We start from the raw sequence: 16,128 nt of genomic DNA on the forward strand, positions 1-16,128 counted from the left end.
ACATGAAAAAATTATCTATTTTATTCACATTGATGGCCTGCTGCCTGATGGCATGCAGCGGCGGTCAGAAAAAGACAACCGATATGGAAACTGGAAACGAAACACTTGTACGTCTGGAAACGACCATGGGAAACATCACGGTCAAACTGTATAATGAAACTCCCAAGCATAGGGACAATTTTATCAAACTGGCGAAAGAGGGTACTTACGACAGTACGCTCTTCCACCGCGTAATCAAGAACTTTATGATTCAAGCTGGCGACCCACAGAGCAAGACAGCTACCGATACCACTACATTAGGTAACGGAGATGTAGGTTACACACTGCCAGCTGAGTTCAACCCGAAATTCTTCCACAAGAAAGGTGCGCTGGCTGCTGCCCGCTTGGGTGATGAAGTGAATCCGAACAAGGAGTCTTCCGGATGTCAGTTCTACATTGTGACCGGACGCAAATTCTCTGAAGCACAGATGATCAGCATGGAGAACCAGTTGAACGATGCGCGTTTGGAAACAGTGTTCAACGAACTGGCTCGCAAGCACATGAAAGAAATTTACAAGATGCGCAAAGCCGGCGATAACGACGGCCTGTTGGAATTGCAGGACAGCCTGGAAGCACAGGCACGTGGCATCGTAGCCAAGGAACCGGCCCTGAAGTTCAGCCGTGAACAGATTGCAGCTTATACTACCGTAGGAGGTGCGCCTCATCTGGACGGAGCGTATACCGTATTTGGAGAGGTGACAGAAGGTATGGACGTCATCGACAAGATTCAGGCTGTAAAGACCAACCGTGCCGACCGTCCAGAAACAGACGTGCGCATTCTGAAAGCAACCGTGATTGAATAATCTGATTTCCGCATGATTCAAGTAAACCGTTATACACTGGCTAACGGGCTGCGGATTGTACACAATGAGGACGACTCCACACAAATGGTCGCCCTCAACTTGTTGTACGACGTGGGAGCCCGCGATGAAGACCCGTCGCACACGGGATTTGCCCATCTGTTCGAGCACCTGATGTTCGGAGGCTCCCTTCATATCCCCGATTATGATACTCCTGTGCAGAATGCCGGAGGGGAAAACAATGCCTGGACCAACAACGACATTACCAACTATTACATCACCCTGCCGCACCAGAACGTAGAAACAGGATTCTGGCTGGAAAGCGACCGCATGCTCAGCCTGGATTTCAGTCCGAAAAGTCTGGAAGTGCAGCGCCAGGTGGTGATTGAGGAGTTCAAGCAGCGCAACCTGAACCAGCCCTACGGGGATGCATCGCACCTGTTGCGTGAACTGGCATACGAATCGCATCCATACCGCTGGCCGACCATCGGAAAGGAAATTGCACACATCGCTCAGGCTACACTGGAGGAAGTGAAAGACTTTTTCTACCGTTTTTATGCACCGAACAATGCCATCCTGGCCGTAACGGGACATATCTCGTTCGAAGAAACCATCCGGCTGGCAGAGAAATGGTTCGGGCCGATTCCGGCACGGAACATTTCTCCCCGGCAGCTTCCGGCTGAAAAGCCCCAGACGGCTGTACGCCGCAAGACGGTGGAACGGAAGGTACCGGTAGATGCCATCTACATGGCTTTCCACATGTCCAACCGCATGCATCCGGATTATTACGTGTACGACATGATTACCGATATTCTGTCGAACGGTCGTTCTTCACGGTTCATCCAATCGTTGGTGCAGGAACAGAAACTGTTTACTTCCATCGATGCCTATATTTCAGGCAGCCTGGATGAAGGGTTGCTTCATGTCACCGGTAAACCGGTAGAAGGTGTTTCTCTGGAACAGGCAGAAGAGGCCATCTGGAAGGAACTAGAGAAAATGAAGACTGTACCAGTGAGCGAACAGGAACTGGAAAAGGTAAAGAACCGCTACGAAAGCGAACAGATTTTCAACAACATCAACTACCTGAACGTGGCAACTAATCTGGCTTTCTTTGAACTGACAGGAAAAGCAGAAGACATCAACGAGGAGGTAGGAAAATACCGTGCCGTAACTGCCGAACAGATTCAGACGACTTCGACCCGTTGCTTCGTTCCCGAAAATTGCAGCATACTCTACTATAAGGCTATTTCATGAGACATTCAAATTACCGTGCACTCCTCTGGCTGGGCATTCCCATTGTCATCGGACAGATTGGCGTCATCATCTTAGGCTTTGCCGACACATTGATGATTGGGCATCACAGTACGCATGAACTGGCGGCAGCCAGCTTTGTGAACAACATGTTCAATTTAGCGATTATTTTCAGTACGGGTTTCAGTTACGGACTAACCCCTATCGTGGGCAGCCTGTTCGGACAAAACCGTTGTGAAGAAGTCGGGCGTACCCTGAAAAACAGTCTGGCAGCCAATACGCTGCTGGCCGCAATCGTGTGTCTGGTCATGGCGGTGCTTTATTGGAACATTGATAAATTAGGACAACCGAAAGAACTGCTTCCCACCATGCGGCCGTATTACCTCGTATTGCTGGCTTCACTTCCTTTCGTGCTGTGGTTCAACGGTTTCAAGCAATTTACCGACGGAATTACCGACACACGTATCTCCATGTGGATTCTGCTAGGAGGCAACGTGCTGAATATCATAGGAAACTACCTTCTGATCTACGGAAAGGCCGGATTTCCGGAATTAGGATTGTTGGGAGCCGGAATTGCCACCCTGACTTCACGCATCCTGATGGTTATCACCTACCTGATTCTCTTTTTCGGAACCTCACGTTATGCCACCTTCCGAAAAGGATTTGCACAGGGCAGCCTCAACAAGTCCGATTTCGGCTTGCTGAACAAATTAGGATGGCCCATCGCCGGACAAATGGGAATGGAAACGGCCTCTTTCAGCCTCAGTGCTATCATGGTGGGCTGGCTGGGAAGTACCGCACTTGCCTCGTATCAAATCATGATGGCAGTATCGCAGGTCTGCTTCATGATGTACTACGGCATGGGCTCGGCCGTATCGGTACGCATCAGCTATTTCTTCGGGCAGAACGACCTGGAGAATGTACGCCACACGGCCAAAAGCGGATTCCATATCATCCTAGCCATGATTGTCATCACAGGTATACCTATCTTCCTGCTCCGCCACTACATCGGCGGCTGGTTTACCAACGACGAAGCTGTCAGTCTGATGGTGGCACAACTGATTATCCCCTTCCTGCTGTATCAGTTTGGCGACGGATTGCAAATCAATTTTGCCAATGCGCTGCGAGGTATTGCCGACGTACGCCCCATGATGTTGTTCTCGTTCATCGCCTATTTCCTGATTTCCTTACCTGCAGGCTATCTCTTCGGATTTGTCTGTGGCTGGGGAGCCATCGGTATCTGGGCGGCTTTTCCTTTCGGACTTACCAGTGCCGGAATCATGTATTACCTGCGATTCAGATATAAAACGAAACCTATCCGCTAAACCATGTTCTCCACTTCTTTCAAAATCGTTATCGGCTACATATTGCTGGTGGGGCTTCTGATAGGAGCTTTTACCTATACCATGCAGCAGATGAACCTGCTGACTACTCCTACCAGCCTGAGAGACCAGCTCGACCACCGGCGCCACATCACTCACCGCATCATCAGCCAGCTGTATGACGCGGAAATCATCGGGCAGACTCTCCGCACCGGAAAGCTGAACGAGTATTATCACTACTTGAAAGCGATGAAAGAAGTGAACGCTTCGATTGATACACTGGAAACGATTCTGACAGACACTCTGCAGCAAGCCCGTCTGGACACCGTAAGGACCTTGTTACAGAACAAGCAATGGAATATGTATGCGGTGCTGGAAGCCATGCGGAATACACCGACCGACCAGATATATCAGGAACAGCTCGACAGCCTGATAGCTCAACAGGATTCTTTGCTCAGTACGCCACACATACGCAGAAAAGTCATTACGCACCATAACTCCTACACCATTCATCACAAGAAGAAAGGATTCTTCAAGAGGCTGGCTGACGTATTCGCACCTGGAAAAGAAGATTCCACCCAGGTGAGCAACGTGATTCAGGAGGAATACACGGATACCCTGGATGAAGTGTACAGTCCGATAGATACCATCAGCAGCATGATTACAGGCATTCAGCACAAGGTATTTCAGACCCGACAAAAGGAAACCGAGATGCTAAACACCCGCATCAGCAGCCTGCGCGTCATTGGAAGTGGGCTGAGTCAGCGTGTCAACCAGTTGCTGGAAAACATTGAACACGATGAACAGGAAGCCGCCCGCACCAAACTGATGCAGGAGGAAGAGATACGGAAAGAAGCCGCTGAAACCATGGCCAAGATTGCCATTGCCGCCTTTGTACTGGTACTGGTATTCTCCATTGTCATTGCACGCGACATCACCCGCAACAACCATTACCGACGGGAACTGGAAAAAGCGAAGTCGTATGCCGAGAACTTGCTGGTAGCCCGTGAAAAGTTGATGCTGACCATCACCCATGACATCAAGGCCCCCGCAGGTTCCATCATCGGCTACATCGACCTGCTCATCCGCCTGGTGAACGACCGGCGACAGCAGTTTTATTTGTCGAACATGAAAAGTTCGGCACAACACCTACTGGCACTCGTCACTTCTTTGCTGGATTACCACCGCCTGGAAGCAGGTAAGATGGACTTGCATCCGGTAGCCTTCAATCCACACGAACTACTGACAGATATTTATAACAGTTTCCTGCCCTTAGCAGAAAAGAAGCAACTGCAACTGGATTTCAAGGAAAAACTTCCGGAAACTCTCACCCTGGAAGGTGATCCGTTCCGCATACGCCAGATTGTGGAAAATCTGCTATCGAATGCCCTGAAATTTACAGCCGCAGGAGGTATTACCCTACAGGCAGAATACCACGGTAATCAGTTTGTGTTCTGCGTATCCGATACCGGATGCGGCATGACAGCCAGTGAACAGGAACGCATATTCAAAGAATTCACCCGCCTGAGCAGTGCACAAGGACAGGAAGGATTTGGACTGGGATTATCTATCACCCGCAAGCTGGTAGAGCTTCTGTTAGGAAGAATAGACATCGAAAGTGCTCCCGGAAAAGGTAGTACGTTCAAGGTATCCATGCCTTTACCTTCCATTTCACCCAAACCAGCTCCCGGCTCAAAGGAACCGGCCATTACTCTTCCTAAAATCCATCTGAGAATTGCCATTATCGATGACGACCGGATACAAATGCATTTGACGGAAGCCATGCTACATAATGCCGCAGAAGAAGTGAAAGGCTTCAAAGTAGAAACGGTATGCTGCGAACAGCCGGAAGAGCTTATCGAACAACTCAAGAACCGTACGTTCGATCTAGTATTTACGGACATTCAGATGCCTGCCATGAACGGATTTGAACTGCTTCATCACCTTCGTAACCAGAATTTTGCCCAGGCCCAGTCCATTCCGGTCATTGCCATCACAGCCCGAGGGGATATGAATGAGAATGATTTTCAACAAAAAGGATTTGCCGGCATGTTGCAGAAACCTTTTAACCAGTCTGAACTGAAGAAGGTGGTAAAAAATGCACTGCCCCACCTCACCGTATCGGACAATATACCTGACACCTCGCCGGTTCAGAAGGAAGCCCACGAAACTTCGCCACACACAGACCAGCCTTATAACTTTTCTCCGCTGACGGCTTTCTCGGAGGATGACCCGGAAGCTGCCAAAGAGATTCTGCGCACCTTTGCACAGGAAACACAAAAAAATATGGAAAAGTTACAAACTGCCATCAGTAACAAAGATATGGAAGCCTTGTGTGCCACCGCCCACAAAATGCTGCCTACCTTCCTGATGATTGAAGCACAAAAGGCCATTCCTATGTTGAAATGGCTGGAGCAGCAACGCGGCACACAGACCTATACCCCGGAAGCAGAACAAGCGGCAGAAGCCGTTATTGCAGAAACAAAGCAGGTGCTTGCATGCAAAATATTAAAAGACATAGAAAGGGGATCGTAAAAATATAGTATCTTTGTAAAATCAATTAAACAAAAAATCACATGGTTCCGTCTATTTTAATCGTTGAGGATGATTTGACTTTTTCTACCATGCTAAAAACATGGCTGAGGAAAAAAGGGTTCGAAGTGGAGACAGCAAGTACGCAGGCCAAGGCACGTAAGCAGATTGGCACCCGCGACTTCGACCTTATCTTGTCTGATTTGCGTCTTCCCGACCAGGACGGACTAAGCCTGCTGTCATGGCTTCGTGAGCAGGGCAATCAGGTGCCCTTCATCATCATGACCAGCTATGCGGAAATTCAAAGTGCCGTACGCGCCATGAAGGAAGGAGCCACTGATTATATTTCGAAACCGGTACAACCTGACGAATTACTGAAAAAAATCAAAGAAGCTATTCATCAGGAGAAAACTCCTGCAGAAAGCGGAAAAGAAAAAAACGCTGCACAAACAGCTCATGGTTTTCTGGAAGGAGAAAGTGAAGAGGCTCGAAAATTATACAACTACGTAGGACTGGTAGCTCCTACACAAATGTCGGTACTGATTAATGGAGCCAGCGGAACCGGAAAAGAATATGTGGCCCACCGCATTCACCAATTGAGCAAACGTTCGGAAAAGCCTTTCATCGCCATTGACTGCGGTTCTATCCCTAAGGATCTGGCGGCTTCTGAATTCTTTGGTCATGTGAAAGGTTCGTTTACCGGTGCCTTGAATGATAAAGCCGGTGCATTTGAAGAGGCCAATGGAGGTACATTATTTTTGGATGAAATCGGGAACCTCAGCTACGAAGTGCAGGTACAATTGTTACGTGCATTGCAGGAACGACGTATCCGCCGAATTGGTTCTACCAAAGAAATCGAAGTAGATGTTCGTCTTATCAGCGCTACGAATGAAAACCTGAAAGAGGCCATTGCAAAAGGAAATTTTCGTGAAGATTTATATCATCGTATCAATGAGTTTACACTACAGATGCCTTCCTTGAAAGAACGTCCGGAAGATATTCTGCTGTTTGCTAACTTCTTTCTGGACCAGGCCAACCATGAGCTGGAACGTACATTGATAGGATTCGATGCAGAAGCCAGTGAAGCTATGCAGAAATATCCATGGCCGGGTAACCTGCGCCAGCTGAAGAATGTGGTCAAACGGGCTACCTTGCTGGCTCAAGGTGAATTTATCACGGCTAAAGATTTAGGAGAAGAAATAAACGAACGGAAAACGGTATGCGAAAATCCGGAAATGGAAGAAACTTTCGCCCTGCATGATGAAGAAACCGAAAAACACCGGATTTTAAAAGCGTTGCAACAAACCGGAAATAATAAAACCAAAGCAGCTACATTATTGGGAATTGACCGGAAAACTTTATACAACAAATTAAAGCTCTATCAAATTCCACAATAAACGTGTGGAAAATTTCCACACGTTCCACAATTATTCCGCAGCTTCTGTATAAGAATCCCTTCTACAAGGCTTTCTACGAGTTTGGCACGGGTTTTGTTTGTTTACTTATAGATAAACAAAGACAATGAACAACCAAAACAAACTAGGCTAAACCCAACCCCATAGAATAAAGTTCAGAGATTGTTTACCTCATTTAATTGAATTCTCAATTATTTTACAATCTCAGATAAAATGAAGATGCCTATGTGTTAAAAGAAGGGGACGCTGTGAAGCGTTTCCTTCTTATTTTTATTCCATACCGAAACCATTCCACAGATTGCCTGCAGGAAGAGGAGCTACCAAATCTATCGGTTCTTTGGACACCGGATGAATAAAGCGTACCCTACGGGCATGCAAGCAGATACTTCCATCTGGGTTAGAACGCGGAAAACCGTATTTCAAATCACCTTTAATTGGACATCCCATCTTCGCCAGCTGACAGCGTATCTGATGATGGCGTCCGGTCTTCAAATCTACTTCCAACAGATAATAGTTTTCTGAACGACCAATCAAACGATAGTTCAGTACAGCCTTCTTGGAATTTTTCACTTCCTTATCGTAGGCATACGACTTATTCTGCCTTTCGTTTCTGACCAGATAGTGCACCAGTTCTCCTTCCGTTTCTTTAGGCTGTTGCTTTACAATAGCCCAATACGTTTTCTTTACTTCGCCATTACGGAACATCTCGTTCAGACGGCTCAATGCCTTGCTGGTCTTGGCAAATACCACCAGTCCGCTTACCGGACGGTCCAGTCGGTGAGTAACCCCCAAAAAAACGTTTCCCGGTTTGGCATATTTCTCTTTCAGATATTGCTTCACGGTTTCCGACAAGGGAATATCGCCGGTCTTATCGCCCTGTACTATTTCTGAAGCAGTCTTGTTGACTACTATGATGTGATTATCTTCGTAAACTACTGTCATACACAAAAAAAATGAAGAACAGAGAATACTGAAGAAAACTCTCCCCTATTCCCCATTCTTCACTCTATACTAACATTATTACATTACATGTTCATACCACCGTCAACCTGGATGACCTGTCCTGATACGTATGAAGACATGTCAGAAGCCAGGAACAGAGCGATGTTAGCTACATCTTCCGGTGTACCGCCACGACGCAAAGGAATACGTTTGTTCCATTCAGCCTTCACTTCATCAGATAACTTAGCAGTCATTTCTGTAATGATGAAGCCCGGAGCAATGGCATTGGCACGGATACCGCGAGAACCCAATTCCTGTGCAATAGACTTAGCCAGACCAATCATACCAGCCTTAGAAGCTGAATAGTTGCACTGTCCTGCATTACCGTGTACACCTACTACTGAAGCCATGTTGATAATGCTTCCCTGTTTCTGACGCATCATAATCGGTGTACATGCATGGATGAAGTTGAAAGCAGATTTCAAGTTGACTGCAATCACAGCATCCCACTGTCCTTCGCTCATACGCATCATCAGACCGTCTTTTGTAATACCTGCATTGTTCACCAGGATATCAACAGAACCAAAGTCATTATGAATCTGTTCTACCACCTTTGCAGTATCTTCAAAGCTTGCGGCATTTGAAGCATATCCTTTTACTTTTACGCCATAAGCAGCAATTTCCTTTTCTGTATTCTGGCCGTTTTCATCAATAACCAAATCCGTAAAGGCAATGTTTGCTCCTTCTGCAGCAAACTTCAATGCAATGGCCTTACCAATACCACGTGCAGCACCGGTAACAATAGCCGTCTTTCCAGTTAATAATCCCATTTTCTTTATTTTTTAATTAAACGATATGATTATTTTCTTTTTTCTTGCACCCTAATGCGCCATACACAATCTTGGCCACATAGCGCCATCCCGTTTCATCGTCCAGCTCTTCGCCTATCTGACCGCGAATATAGGGCACTTCAATACCTTTTATACAATAATGCAAAATATCAGCTGTGATCTCCACATTGTCTATATCGAAAAGGTTCAGTTCCTTTCCCTCATGCAGTACGCGACGAAACAACGCTGTCTCCTTCCGGTCGAACTCCTTTCGCATGGCTTCTACCCTCCAAATATCCCGAAAGAAATCGGCTCTCAACGTTCCATTACGATATACCACCATTTTTATCGCATCCAGATGGGTCATAATCAGTTCCAGAATTTTCTTATCCGGAGATACCGGCTTGCTTGCCGCTTTCTCCATCTGAGTGGAAAGCATCTCCAGTTCCGACTCAACCACAGCCATGTAAATCTGTTCCTTACTCTTAAAGTAAGTGTACAAGGTCCGCCTTCCTTTCTTTGAAGCTTGGGCAATGTCATTCATCGTGGTATCTTCCACCCCCTTCTTCGCAAAAAGTTGTCGGGCAACGTCTACCAATTTGGCTCTCGTCTTTAATACTGTCATCTTTCCTTATTGCACAACTGATAAAAATCTGAGCAAAAGTACTGTTTTTCTTCATACTACACAAATATAAGGTGTCAAATTCATTTGAAAAAAGCCTCTTACCTTTCTTCCTATTTTTCAATTATACGACTTGGAATCTTTATTATTCTAAACAAAAGCAAACCTTTCTATATTTTTCGCATAAAGATTTGTTTATATGGATTTATCTCCGTACCTTTGCACCGCATTTAAGAAATAAACATCGCGGAGTGGAGCAGTTGGTAGCTCGTTGGGCTCATAACCCAAAGGTCGTCTGTTCGAGTCAGGCCTCCGCAACTACAAACAAAACATCGCGGAGTGGAGCAGTTGGTAGCTCGTTGGGCTCATAACCCAAAGGTCGTCTGTTCGAGTCAGGCCTCCGCAACTAGGAGAGAAACTTCAGGTTTCTCTTTTTTATGCCATAATATACCCTAAAAAGGGTATTGCCTCCACTCTCTTTTCCTCCTACCTTTGCCCAAAAGAAAAAAATAAAGCAATTATGGCACAGGTAAAAAAACAACTTACAGAACTTATCGGACATACTCCCCTACTGGAACTTGAACGTTTAGAAAAGGCCCATAATACCCAAGCACGTATTATCGCCAAGTTAGAATACTTCAATCCCGGCGGCAGCGTAAAAGACCGCATTGCATTGGCTATGATTGAAGATGCGGAAAAAAGAGGCCTTTTGAAAGAAGGAGCCACCATCATTGAGCCCACCAGTGGAAATACCGGTGTAGGTCTGGCATGGGTAGCCAGCGTAAAAGGCTACAAAGCCATACTCACCATGCCGGAAACCATGAGTATAGAACGGCAAAACCTGCTGAAAGCGTTAGGAGCGCAACTTGTCCTTACCCCAGGAAGTAAAGGCATGAGCGGAGCCATTGAAAAAGCCAACGAGCTGAGAGACAATATTCCTGGAGCAGTCATCCTGCAACAGTTTGAGAATCCCGCAAATCCTCGTACACATATACATACCACCGCACAGGAAATATGGGAAGACATGGACGGCAAAGTAGATGTATTCATCGCCGGAGTAGGCACAGGAGGAACATTAAGCGGAGTAGGCGAAGGCTTGAAACAGCATAATCCACAAATTGAGATTATCGGTGTAGAACCGGATTCATCCGCCGCTCTTTCAGGAGAGAAACCCGGCATGCACAAGATACAGGGTATCGGTGCCGGATTTATCCCCAAAACATTCAATCGAAATGTAGTAGACAGAATCATCCGCATAACCGATGATGACGCCATCCGTACAGGAAGAGAACTTTCTCTCAAAGAAGGACTGTTAACGGGTATTTCCGCGGGAGCAGCCACCTATGCTGCCCTGCAAGTAGCCTCACAACCGGAGTATGCCGGAAAGAATATCGTAGTACTACTTCCTGATACCGGTGAACGATATTTATCTACAGCACTATTCGCATTTGAAGAATATCCTCTTTAACAAATCAAATACAATATTCTACCGTATTGACAATTCCCGCACGGAGCGCATAACGAATTGCTTCGTGCGCATTGTTTACTTCCAGTTTCCGGAAAATATTCTTACGATGGGTCGCCACCGTATATACACTCAGAAAACGCTCTGCTGCAATCTCTTTTGTACTCTTCCCCAGCGCCATAGCACGTAGAATCTCTTTCTCCGTCTGCGTCAGTGGGGCCATTCTATTTTGCTCCTTTTCTTCCTCACGAAGCAGATCCTTCGCCTTACCACAAACAAATTGACACCCTCCATTCACATCACGCAGACATTGATTCACTTCCGCCAACGGCGCATCCTTCATCAACACATGAAATGACGAGCCCGCAAGCAGCATTCTACGCACAAAATCACGCCCCAACTGGTCACTAAACAATACAAAGTCAGCCTTCGGAAAACGCTCATGCAATACCAGCAACTGTTCCACCGAACAATCAAGCAAGGTATAATCCAGCACCACACATGCTTCAGGATACTCAGCCAACGATTCCGCCAAGGACTTCCAATCCAAAGCTTCCACATAAGCACATACCGGATACAATCCGGCAGCAATAGCCTTCATACCATAACGAGTCACATCTTGGTTATCTGCCAGAATTAATGTTTGCATATAAGTTAAAAAAAGAAAGCTCCGCAAAATTGCGAAGCTTGAAGTGGGCGTTGACGGATTCGAACCGCCGACCCTCTGCTTGTAAGGCAGATGCTCTGAACCAGCTGAGCTAAACGCCCAATAGGGGGAAAGTTGACAATTATATTTCGGTGTGGGCGTTGACGGATTCGAACCGCCGACCCTCTGCTTGTAAGGCAGATGCTCTGAACCAGCTGAGCTAAACGCCCGAATAATCTTTCTTTTTGGAGGTGGGCGTTGACGGATTCGAACCGCCGACCCTCTGCTTGTAAGGCAGATGCTCTGAACCAGCTGAGCTAAACGCCCCAAAAAGAAAAAGCAATGATTTACGAGAAATTCGTTAAGTGGGCGTTGACGGATTCGAACCGCCGACCCTCTGCTTGTAAGGCAGATGCTCTGAACCAGCTGAGCTAAACGCCCGATAGTCTCGTTCTCAATTGCGGTTGCAAAGGTACAACTAAATTTGTAATCTGCAAACTTTTGAGTCGTTTTTTTATCAAAAAGTGAAAAAAGAGCACACCGAAGGAGGTAAAAATCCATCCAGCAAGGAAAATTCGCAAGAAAGAACCCACACAAATCAAATTATTGTACGTAACTTTGCAAGGCTAAAATGAAGGAAAAACAAATGGAAGAAACGTTTGCAAAATACATCAATGTCAACGGAGAACTGATGGACTTATCCCATCCTCAGGTGATGGGCATCCTCAATGTAACCCCCGATTCTTTTTATGCTGACAGCCGTAAACAAGCGGAAGAAGATATTATCAATCGGGTACATCAGATTATAGAGGAGGGAGGCCGCATTATTGACATTGGCGCCTATTCTTCACGCTCAGAAGCCGAAGATGTATCTCCAGAAGAAGAAATGCAACGACTAAAACACGGTTTACAAGTTATCCGAAGAGAGTTCCCTGATGCCATTGTTTCTGTCGACACCTTCCGTGCCGACGTAGCCCGAATGTGCGTAGAAGAATACGGTACGGCAATCATCAATGACATTTCTGCCGGCGACTTGGATGCAAACATGTTTTCCATTGTAGCAAAATTGAAAGTGCCCTACATCATGATGCACATGCAGGGAAATCCACAAAACATGCAAAAGAATCCGCATTACCAGCATCCGGTTAAAGAAATCATCCTTTATTTTGCTGAAAAAATCGAGAAACTCCGGGCAGCAGGCGTAAAAGACCTTATTATAGATCCGGGATTTGGTTTCGGAAAAACCCTGGAGCATAATTATGACATACTGAATAAACTGGAAGAGTTCTCCATATTCCAACTTCCGATACTTGTAGGAGTATCACGCAAATCGATGATTTATAAATTATTGGGAGGGGGACCTAAAAATGCCCTAAACGGAACAACTGCCGTACACGCCATTACCTTGATGAAAGGTGCCAACCTGCTCAGGGTACATGATGTAAAAGCAGCCGTAGAAACCGTCAGGATTTTCAATGCCCTGCAAAACCAATGATTTAAAACACGAACTTCAACATACTTTTAATTATGCCTTTCGACATCTACATACTCAGTTTCAAAGATATACTCGACATTCTGCTGGTAGCCTTTCTGTTATACAAGTCCTACAAGCTGATGAAGTCGTCGGGCTCCATTAATATCTTCATCGGCATCCTGGTATTCATTATCATCTGGGTAATCGTGTCACAGGTACTCCAGATGAGACTATTAGGTTCCATTTTCGACAAACTGGTGAGTGTAGGAGTTATCGCACTTATTGTCTTGTTCCAGGACGAGATACGTCATTTCCTATTGTCATTGGGTTCCAGACACCGCAGCAACAGCCTGTTCCGTTTCCTGAAAGGCAACAAAAAAACGGACACAGAAAAAGAAGACATCATGCCCATTGTGATGGCCTGCCTGAATATGAGTAAAGGAAAGGTAGGAGCACTGATTGTAATAGAAAAGGATTTCCCGTTGGATGACATTGTCCGTACAGGCGACCTGATTGATGCCAATATCAACCAGCGTCTCATTGAAAATATCTTCTTCAAGAACAGCCCGTTGCACGATGGAGCCATGATTATCAGTCACAAACGGATAAAAGCAGCCGGATGCATCCTTCCGGTTTCACACAACCTGGAAATCCCTAAAGAATTAGGACTTCGCCATCGCGCTGCCTTAGGTGTATCACAGGAAACCGATGCCATGGCCATTATTGTATCCGAAGAAACTGGCGGCATTTCCATTGCCTACCACGGACAGTTCCATTTGAAGTTAACGGCAGAAGAACTGGAACGTATGCTGACGGCAGACAACCGAATGTAACTTCAATCCAGCATCAGATTCATATAAGGAGACTTTCCGTCAAACAACAATCGGGTAAGTTCATCGATAGAAACCACTTGATAAGTCCGCTCTTTCAATTCACCTCTGGAATATATCCCTCCTTCCAAGTTATGCCAACCGTTATTTTGCGGAAGAGCCTCATCTCCTTCTACTTTAAAATAATGGTTTCCAGTCCATATTCCTGCCAACAATCTGAACAATGCTTCTACATGAATGATTCTTGCCATCCCCAACTCATAAGGCTGACTCTCGGAGCAAGAATCGCATTCCAACTCCATTACACCGTAATGAGAAGACAACCCACGCAGCATAGCGTGTTCAACGGTCTTATCCCTGCATACCACTTCCTTGATTATCAGTTTTTCCTCATCTGGCAAACAGAAGCAAAGTCCTTGCAGCTCATCTTCCTCTACAGCTCCCCACAACTGACCTCCCGACAAAAGTAAATCCGCCAATATGATGTGGAAATCTTCCCAATTATGCTGTATGCGGTTTTCACAATCAGCCTGAAAATGGTCATAAAAACGGAAAGCAGCCCCGCACAAAGTACTTTCAGGGGAGATTTCAACCAATTTCCACCGATTGAAAAAGTTTCCAACAGGCAAACAAGAAGCTGTTAATAACTTTTTTCTCCGTTGAAAACAAAGAGTATACCCCGAACGAGCATAGTAACCTTTCAACCACTCTTCCGCAGGTATCAAAGTGGAGAACAGAACCCCTTCCCGAAACATACTCTGATGAGCCTGGGCCAGCAACTTCCGCATCACTCCCCGCTCTCGATATGCCGGATGCGTACAAGCGCCCGAAATATAAGCAACCGGCACACTCATGCCTTCATACGTCAACCGATACGGAATACGTTGCAAAGCAGCTATTACCTGCCCGTCCGATTCCATATACTCATTCAGGGAATCAGCATAGCGGCAACCGAAATAAAGATTCATGAACGCTTCCGAGTCATGAAAACAAGTTGCCCATAACCTTCTGACCTGCTCTTTCACACTCATTTCAACTCCGCCATGTATTTTTCAAGAATCACTTCCGGCTGATAAGAAAGCTTGGCTTTCCGGAGCCCTTCCAATCCCAAGTCTTCCTCCCGGTTGATATAGATGTACTGTGAAGGAATATGATTGGCAAACTCATAATTAATCATGGCATACGCTCCCTCTACAGCCGTATTGGCTTTTTCCACACACGTATCGAAAGTCGTTTGGTTGATGGGGGTCCCAAAAGTAAAGGCCACAATCTCATCCTCCACATAAAGCACTCCTCCAATCACATCCAATTGCTCCAAATGCTGCAAAGCAGCCGTCATGGAGCGACGTTCGCTCTCCAAGGCCTGATTCTCCGCACAATTATTCGCCCGACACCACTGAGTTTCCAGTTCCAAACATGCGGGAGTCAAGTCGGAAGTCAAAGGTTTATATGTATAATTCGGATAATTACTCCTGAACTTATTCAGATGATTTCGTTTAGGCTGAAACTTTTTTCCTTTCAATGTGGACAAGTCGGAACGCAGATAAATGTAATCAGCGTAATCCCGGTCGGATACAAAATTAAACCGATCCGGGAAAGCATTTTCCAGCTCTGCACGCATATTGACACATACACCTAGCAAACGGAAAGGAGCGCCTTGACTTTTTGCATCTTCCATCAACACCTCAATCACCGGACGAATATCACTTCCTTCACCTACAGGCATCATATAGGCCAGCTGTCCGTCTACATAGAAACGAAACAGCAAAAAGCCATTCATTTCTGCAATCTCCGTCTGATACAGGAAACGCCAGCTGTACAGATTCACAAACGACAAATCACAATTACGCCGTGGACTGCACAACGTATATTTCTGTACAGTTTCCTTATCACTCAGGTCTATCGGTTTAAATGCTATCATATAGGTGTTTCTTTTTGTTTCGAACAAATACTTACATCT

General features: G+C 45.9%; 14 protein-coding genes and 6 tRNA genes. 10 read left to right on the plus strand and 10 right to left on the minus strand.

The window, feature by feature from the left end; all coding sequences use genetic code 11:
• Positions 1-2: 2 nt before the first annotated feature.
• From WKT20_RS05360 to WKT20_RS05380, 5 genes are read left to right on the plus strand one after another with little or no spacing between them, the layout of a single operon-like run.
• Positions 3-842: a peptidylprolyl isomerase gene (locus WKT20_RS05360; RefSeq protein ID WP_118164075.1), complete on the plus strand. Its 840-nt coding sequence runs from the start codon at positions 3-5 to the stop codon at positions 840-842.
• A 12-nt stretch (positions 843-854) separates the two neighbouring features.
• The gene (locus WKT20_RS05365) at positions 855-2,093 is read left to right on the plus strand and encodes a M16 family metallopeptidase (protein ID WP_117701895.1); all 1,239 of its coding nucleotides are present in this window, start codon (positions 855-857) and stop codon (positions 2,091-2,093) included.
• Entirely contained in the window at positions 2,090-3,415 is a 1,326-nt protein-coding gene (locus WKT20_RS05370; protein WP_278454181.1) for an MATE family efflux transporter, read from the plus strand. The genes WKT20_RS05365 and WKT20_RS05370 overlap by 4 nt, the downstream gene beginning before the upstream one ends.
• Before the next feature lie 3 nt (positions 3,416-3,418).
• The gene (locus tag WKT20_RS05375; protein ID WP_340416989.1) at positions 3,419-5,947 is read left to right on the plus strand and encodes a hybrid sensor histidine kinase/response regulator; all 2,529 of its coding nucleotides are present in this window, start codon (positions 3,419-3,421) and stop codon (positions 5,945-5,947) included.
• Between the two features lie 41 nt (positions 5,948-5,988).
• Complete coding sequence (locus WKT20_RS05380; protein ID WP_117701892.1) at positions 5,989-7,341, plus strand: sigma-54-dependent transcriptional regulator; 1,353 nt, start codon at positions 5,989-5,991, stop codon at positions 7,339-7,341.
• Positions 7,342-7,629: 288 nt separating this feature from the next.
• Here the strand turns inward: WKT20_RS05380 and WKT20_RS05385 are convergent, their stop codons facing one another.
• The 3 genes from WKT20_RS05385 to WKT20_RS05395 all read right to left on the minus strand — a co-directional run bounded on the left by WKT20_RS05385 (position 7,630) and on the right by WKT20_RS05395 (position 9,756).
• The gene (locus tag WKT20_RS05385; protein ID WP_117747876.1) at positions 7,630-8,301 is read right to left on the minus strand and encodes an RluA family pseudouridine synthase; all 672 of its coding nucleotides are present in this window, start codon (positions 8,299-8,301) and stop codon (positions 7,630-7,632) included.
• An 83-nt stretch (positions 8,302-8,384) separates the two neighbouring features.
• A complete protein-coding gene (gene fabG, locus WKT20_RS05390) occupies positions 8,385-9,131 on the minus strand; it encodes a 3-oxoacyl-[acyl-carrier-protein] reductase (RefSeq protein WP_007557941.1) in 747 nt (248 codons plus the stop codon).
• A gap of 16 nt (positions 9,132-9,147) precedes the next feature.
• Positions 9,148-9,756: a TetR/AcrR family transcriptional regulator gene (locus tag WKT20_RS05395; RefSeq protein WP_007557942.1), complete on the minus strand. Its 609-nt coding sequence runs from the start codon at positions 9,754-9,756 to the stop codon at positions 9,148-9,150.
• A 242-nt stretch (positions 9,757-9,998) separates the two neighbouring features.
• On the opposite strand from WKT20_RS05395, the gene WKT20_RS05400 reads away from it, so the two are divergent.
• From WKT20_RS05400 to cysK, 3 genes are all read left to right on the plus strand, one after another.
• A tRNA-Met gene (locus tag WKT20_RS05400) sits at positions 9,999-10,071 on the plus strand.
• A 15-nt stretch (positions 10,072-10,086) separates the two neighbouring features.
• A tRNA-Met gene (locus WKT20_RS05405) sits at positions 10,087-10,159 on the plus strand.
• A 114-nt stretch (positions 10,160-10,273) separates the two neighbouring features.
• Complete coding sequence (gene cysK, locus WKT20_RS05410) at positions 10,274-11,221, plus strand: cysteine synthase A (RefSeq protein ID WP_340416990.1); 948 nt, start codon at positions 10,274-10,276, stop codon at positions 11,219-11,221.
• Between the two features lie 4 nt (positions 11,222-11,225).
• Here the strand turns inward: cysK and WKT20_RS05415 are convergent, their stop codons facing one another.
• From WKT20_RS05415 to WKT20_RS05435, 5 genes are all read right to left on the minus strand, one after another.
• Complete coding sequence (locus tag WKT20_RS05415; RefSeq protein WP_340416991.1) at positions 11,226-11,867, minus strand: helix-turn-helix transcriptional regulator; 642 nt, start codon at positions 11,865-11,867, stop codon at positions 11,226-11,228.
• A gap of 44 nt (positions 11,868-11,911) precedes the next feature.
• Positions 11,912-11,986, minus strand: a tRNA-Val gene (locus tag WKT20_RS05420).
• Between the two features lie 33 nt (positions 11,987-12,019).
• A tRNA-Val gene (locus tag WKT20_RS05425) sits at positions 12,020-12,094 on the minus strand.
• A gap of 22 nt (positions 12,095-12,116) precedes the next feature.
• Positions 12,117-12,191, minus strand: a tRNA-Val gene (locus WKT20_RS05430).
• Between the two features lie 39 nt (positions 12,192-12,230).
• A tRNA-Val gene (locus WKT20_RS05435) sits at positions 12,231-12,305 on the minus strand.
• A gap of 205 nt (positions 12,306-12,510) precedes the next feature.
• Between WKT20_RS05435 and folP the strand changes: the two genes are divergently transcribed.
• Positions 12,511-13,359 carry a dihydropteroate synthase gene (gene folP, locus WKT20_RS05440; protein ID WP_340416992.1) on the plus strand — a complete coding sequence of 283 codons (849 nt, stop codon included), beginning with the start codon at positions 12,511-12,513 and terminating at the stop codon, positions 13,357-13,359.
• A 32-nt stretch (positions 13,360-13,391) separates the two neighbouring features.
• Positions 13,392-14,171 carry a diadenylate cyclase CdaA gene (cdaA, locus tag WKT20_RS05445; protein WP_007558067.1) on the plus strand — a complete coding sequence of 260 codons (780 nt, stop codon included), beginning with the start codon at positions 13,392-13,394 and terminating at the stop codon, positions 14,169-14,171.
• Positions 14,172-14,173: 2 nt separating this feature from the next.
• On the opposite strand, the gene WKT20_RS05450 is transcribed toward cdaA, so the two are convergent.
• Together WKT20_RS05450 and WKT20_RS05455 are read right to left on the minus strand one after the other, a co-directional pair.
• Complete coding sequence (locus tag WKT20_RS05450; protein WP_118243127.1) at positions 14,174-15,199, minus strand: GNAT family N-acetyltransferase; 1,026 nt, start codon at positions 15,197-15,199, stop codon at positions 14,174-14,176.
• Positions 15,196-16,089, minus strand: a complete 894-nt coding sequence (locus WKT20_RS05455) for a DUF2156 domain-containing protein (protein WP_117702684.1) — start codon at positions 16,087-16,089, stop codon at positions 15,196-15,198. Before WKT20_RS05455 ends, WKT20_RS05450 begins: the two co-directional genes overlap by 4 nt.
• Positions 16,090-16,128 lie beyond the last annotated feature (39 nt).

Source organism: Phocaeicola sp. ICN-14070 (assembly GCF_037892625.1).
Taxonomy (GTDB): domain Bacteria; phylum Bacteroidota; class Bacteroidia; order Bacteroidales; family Bacteroidaceae; genus Phocaeicola; species Phocaeicola plebeius.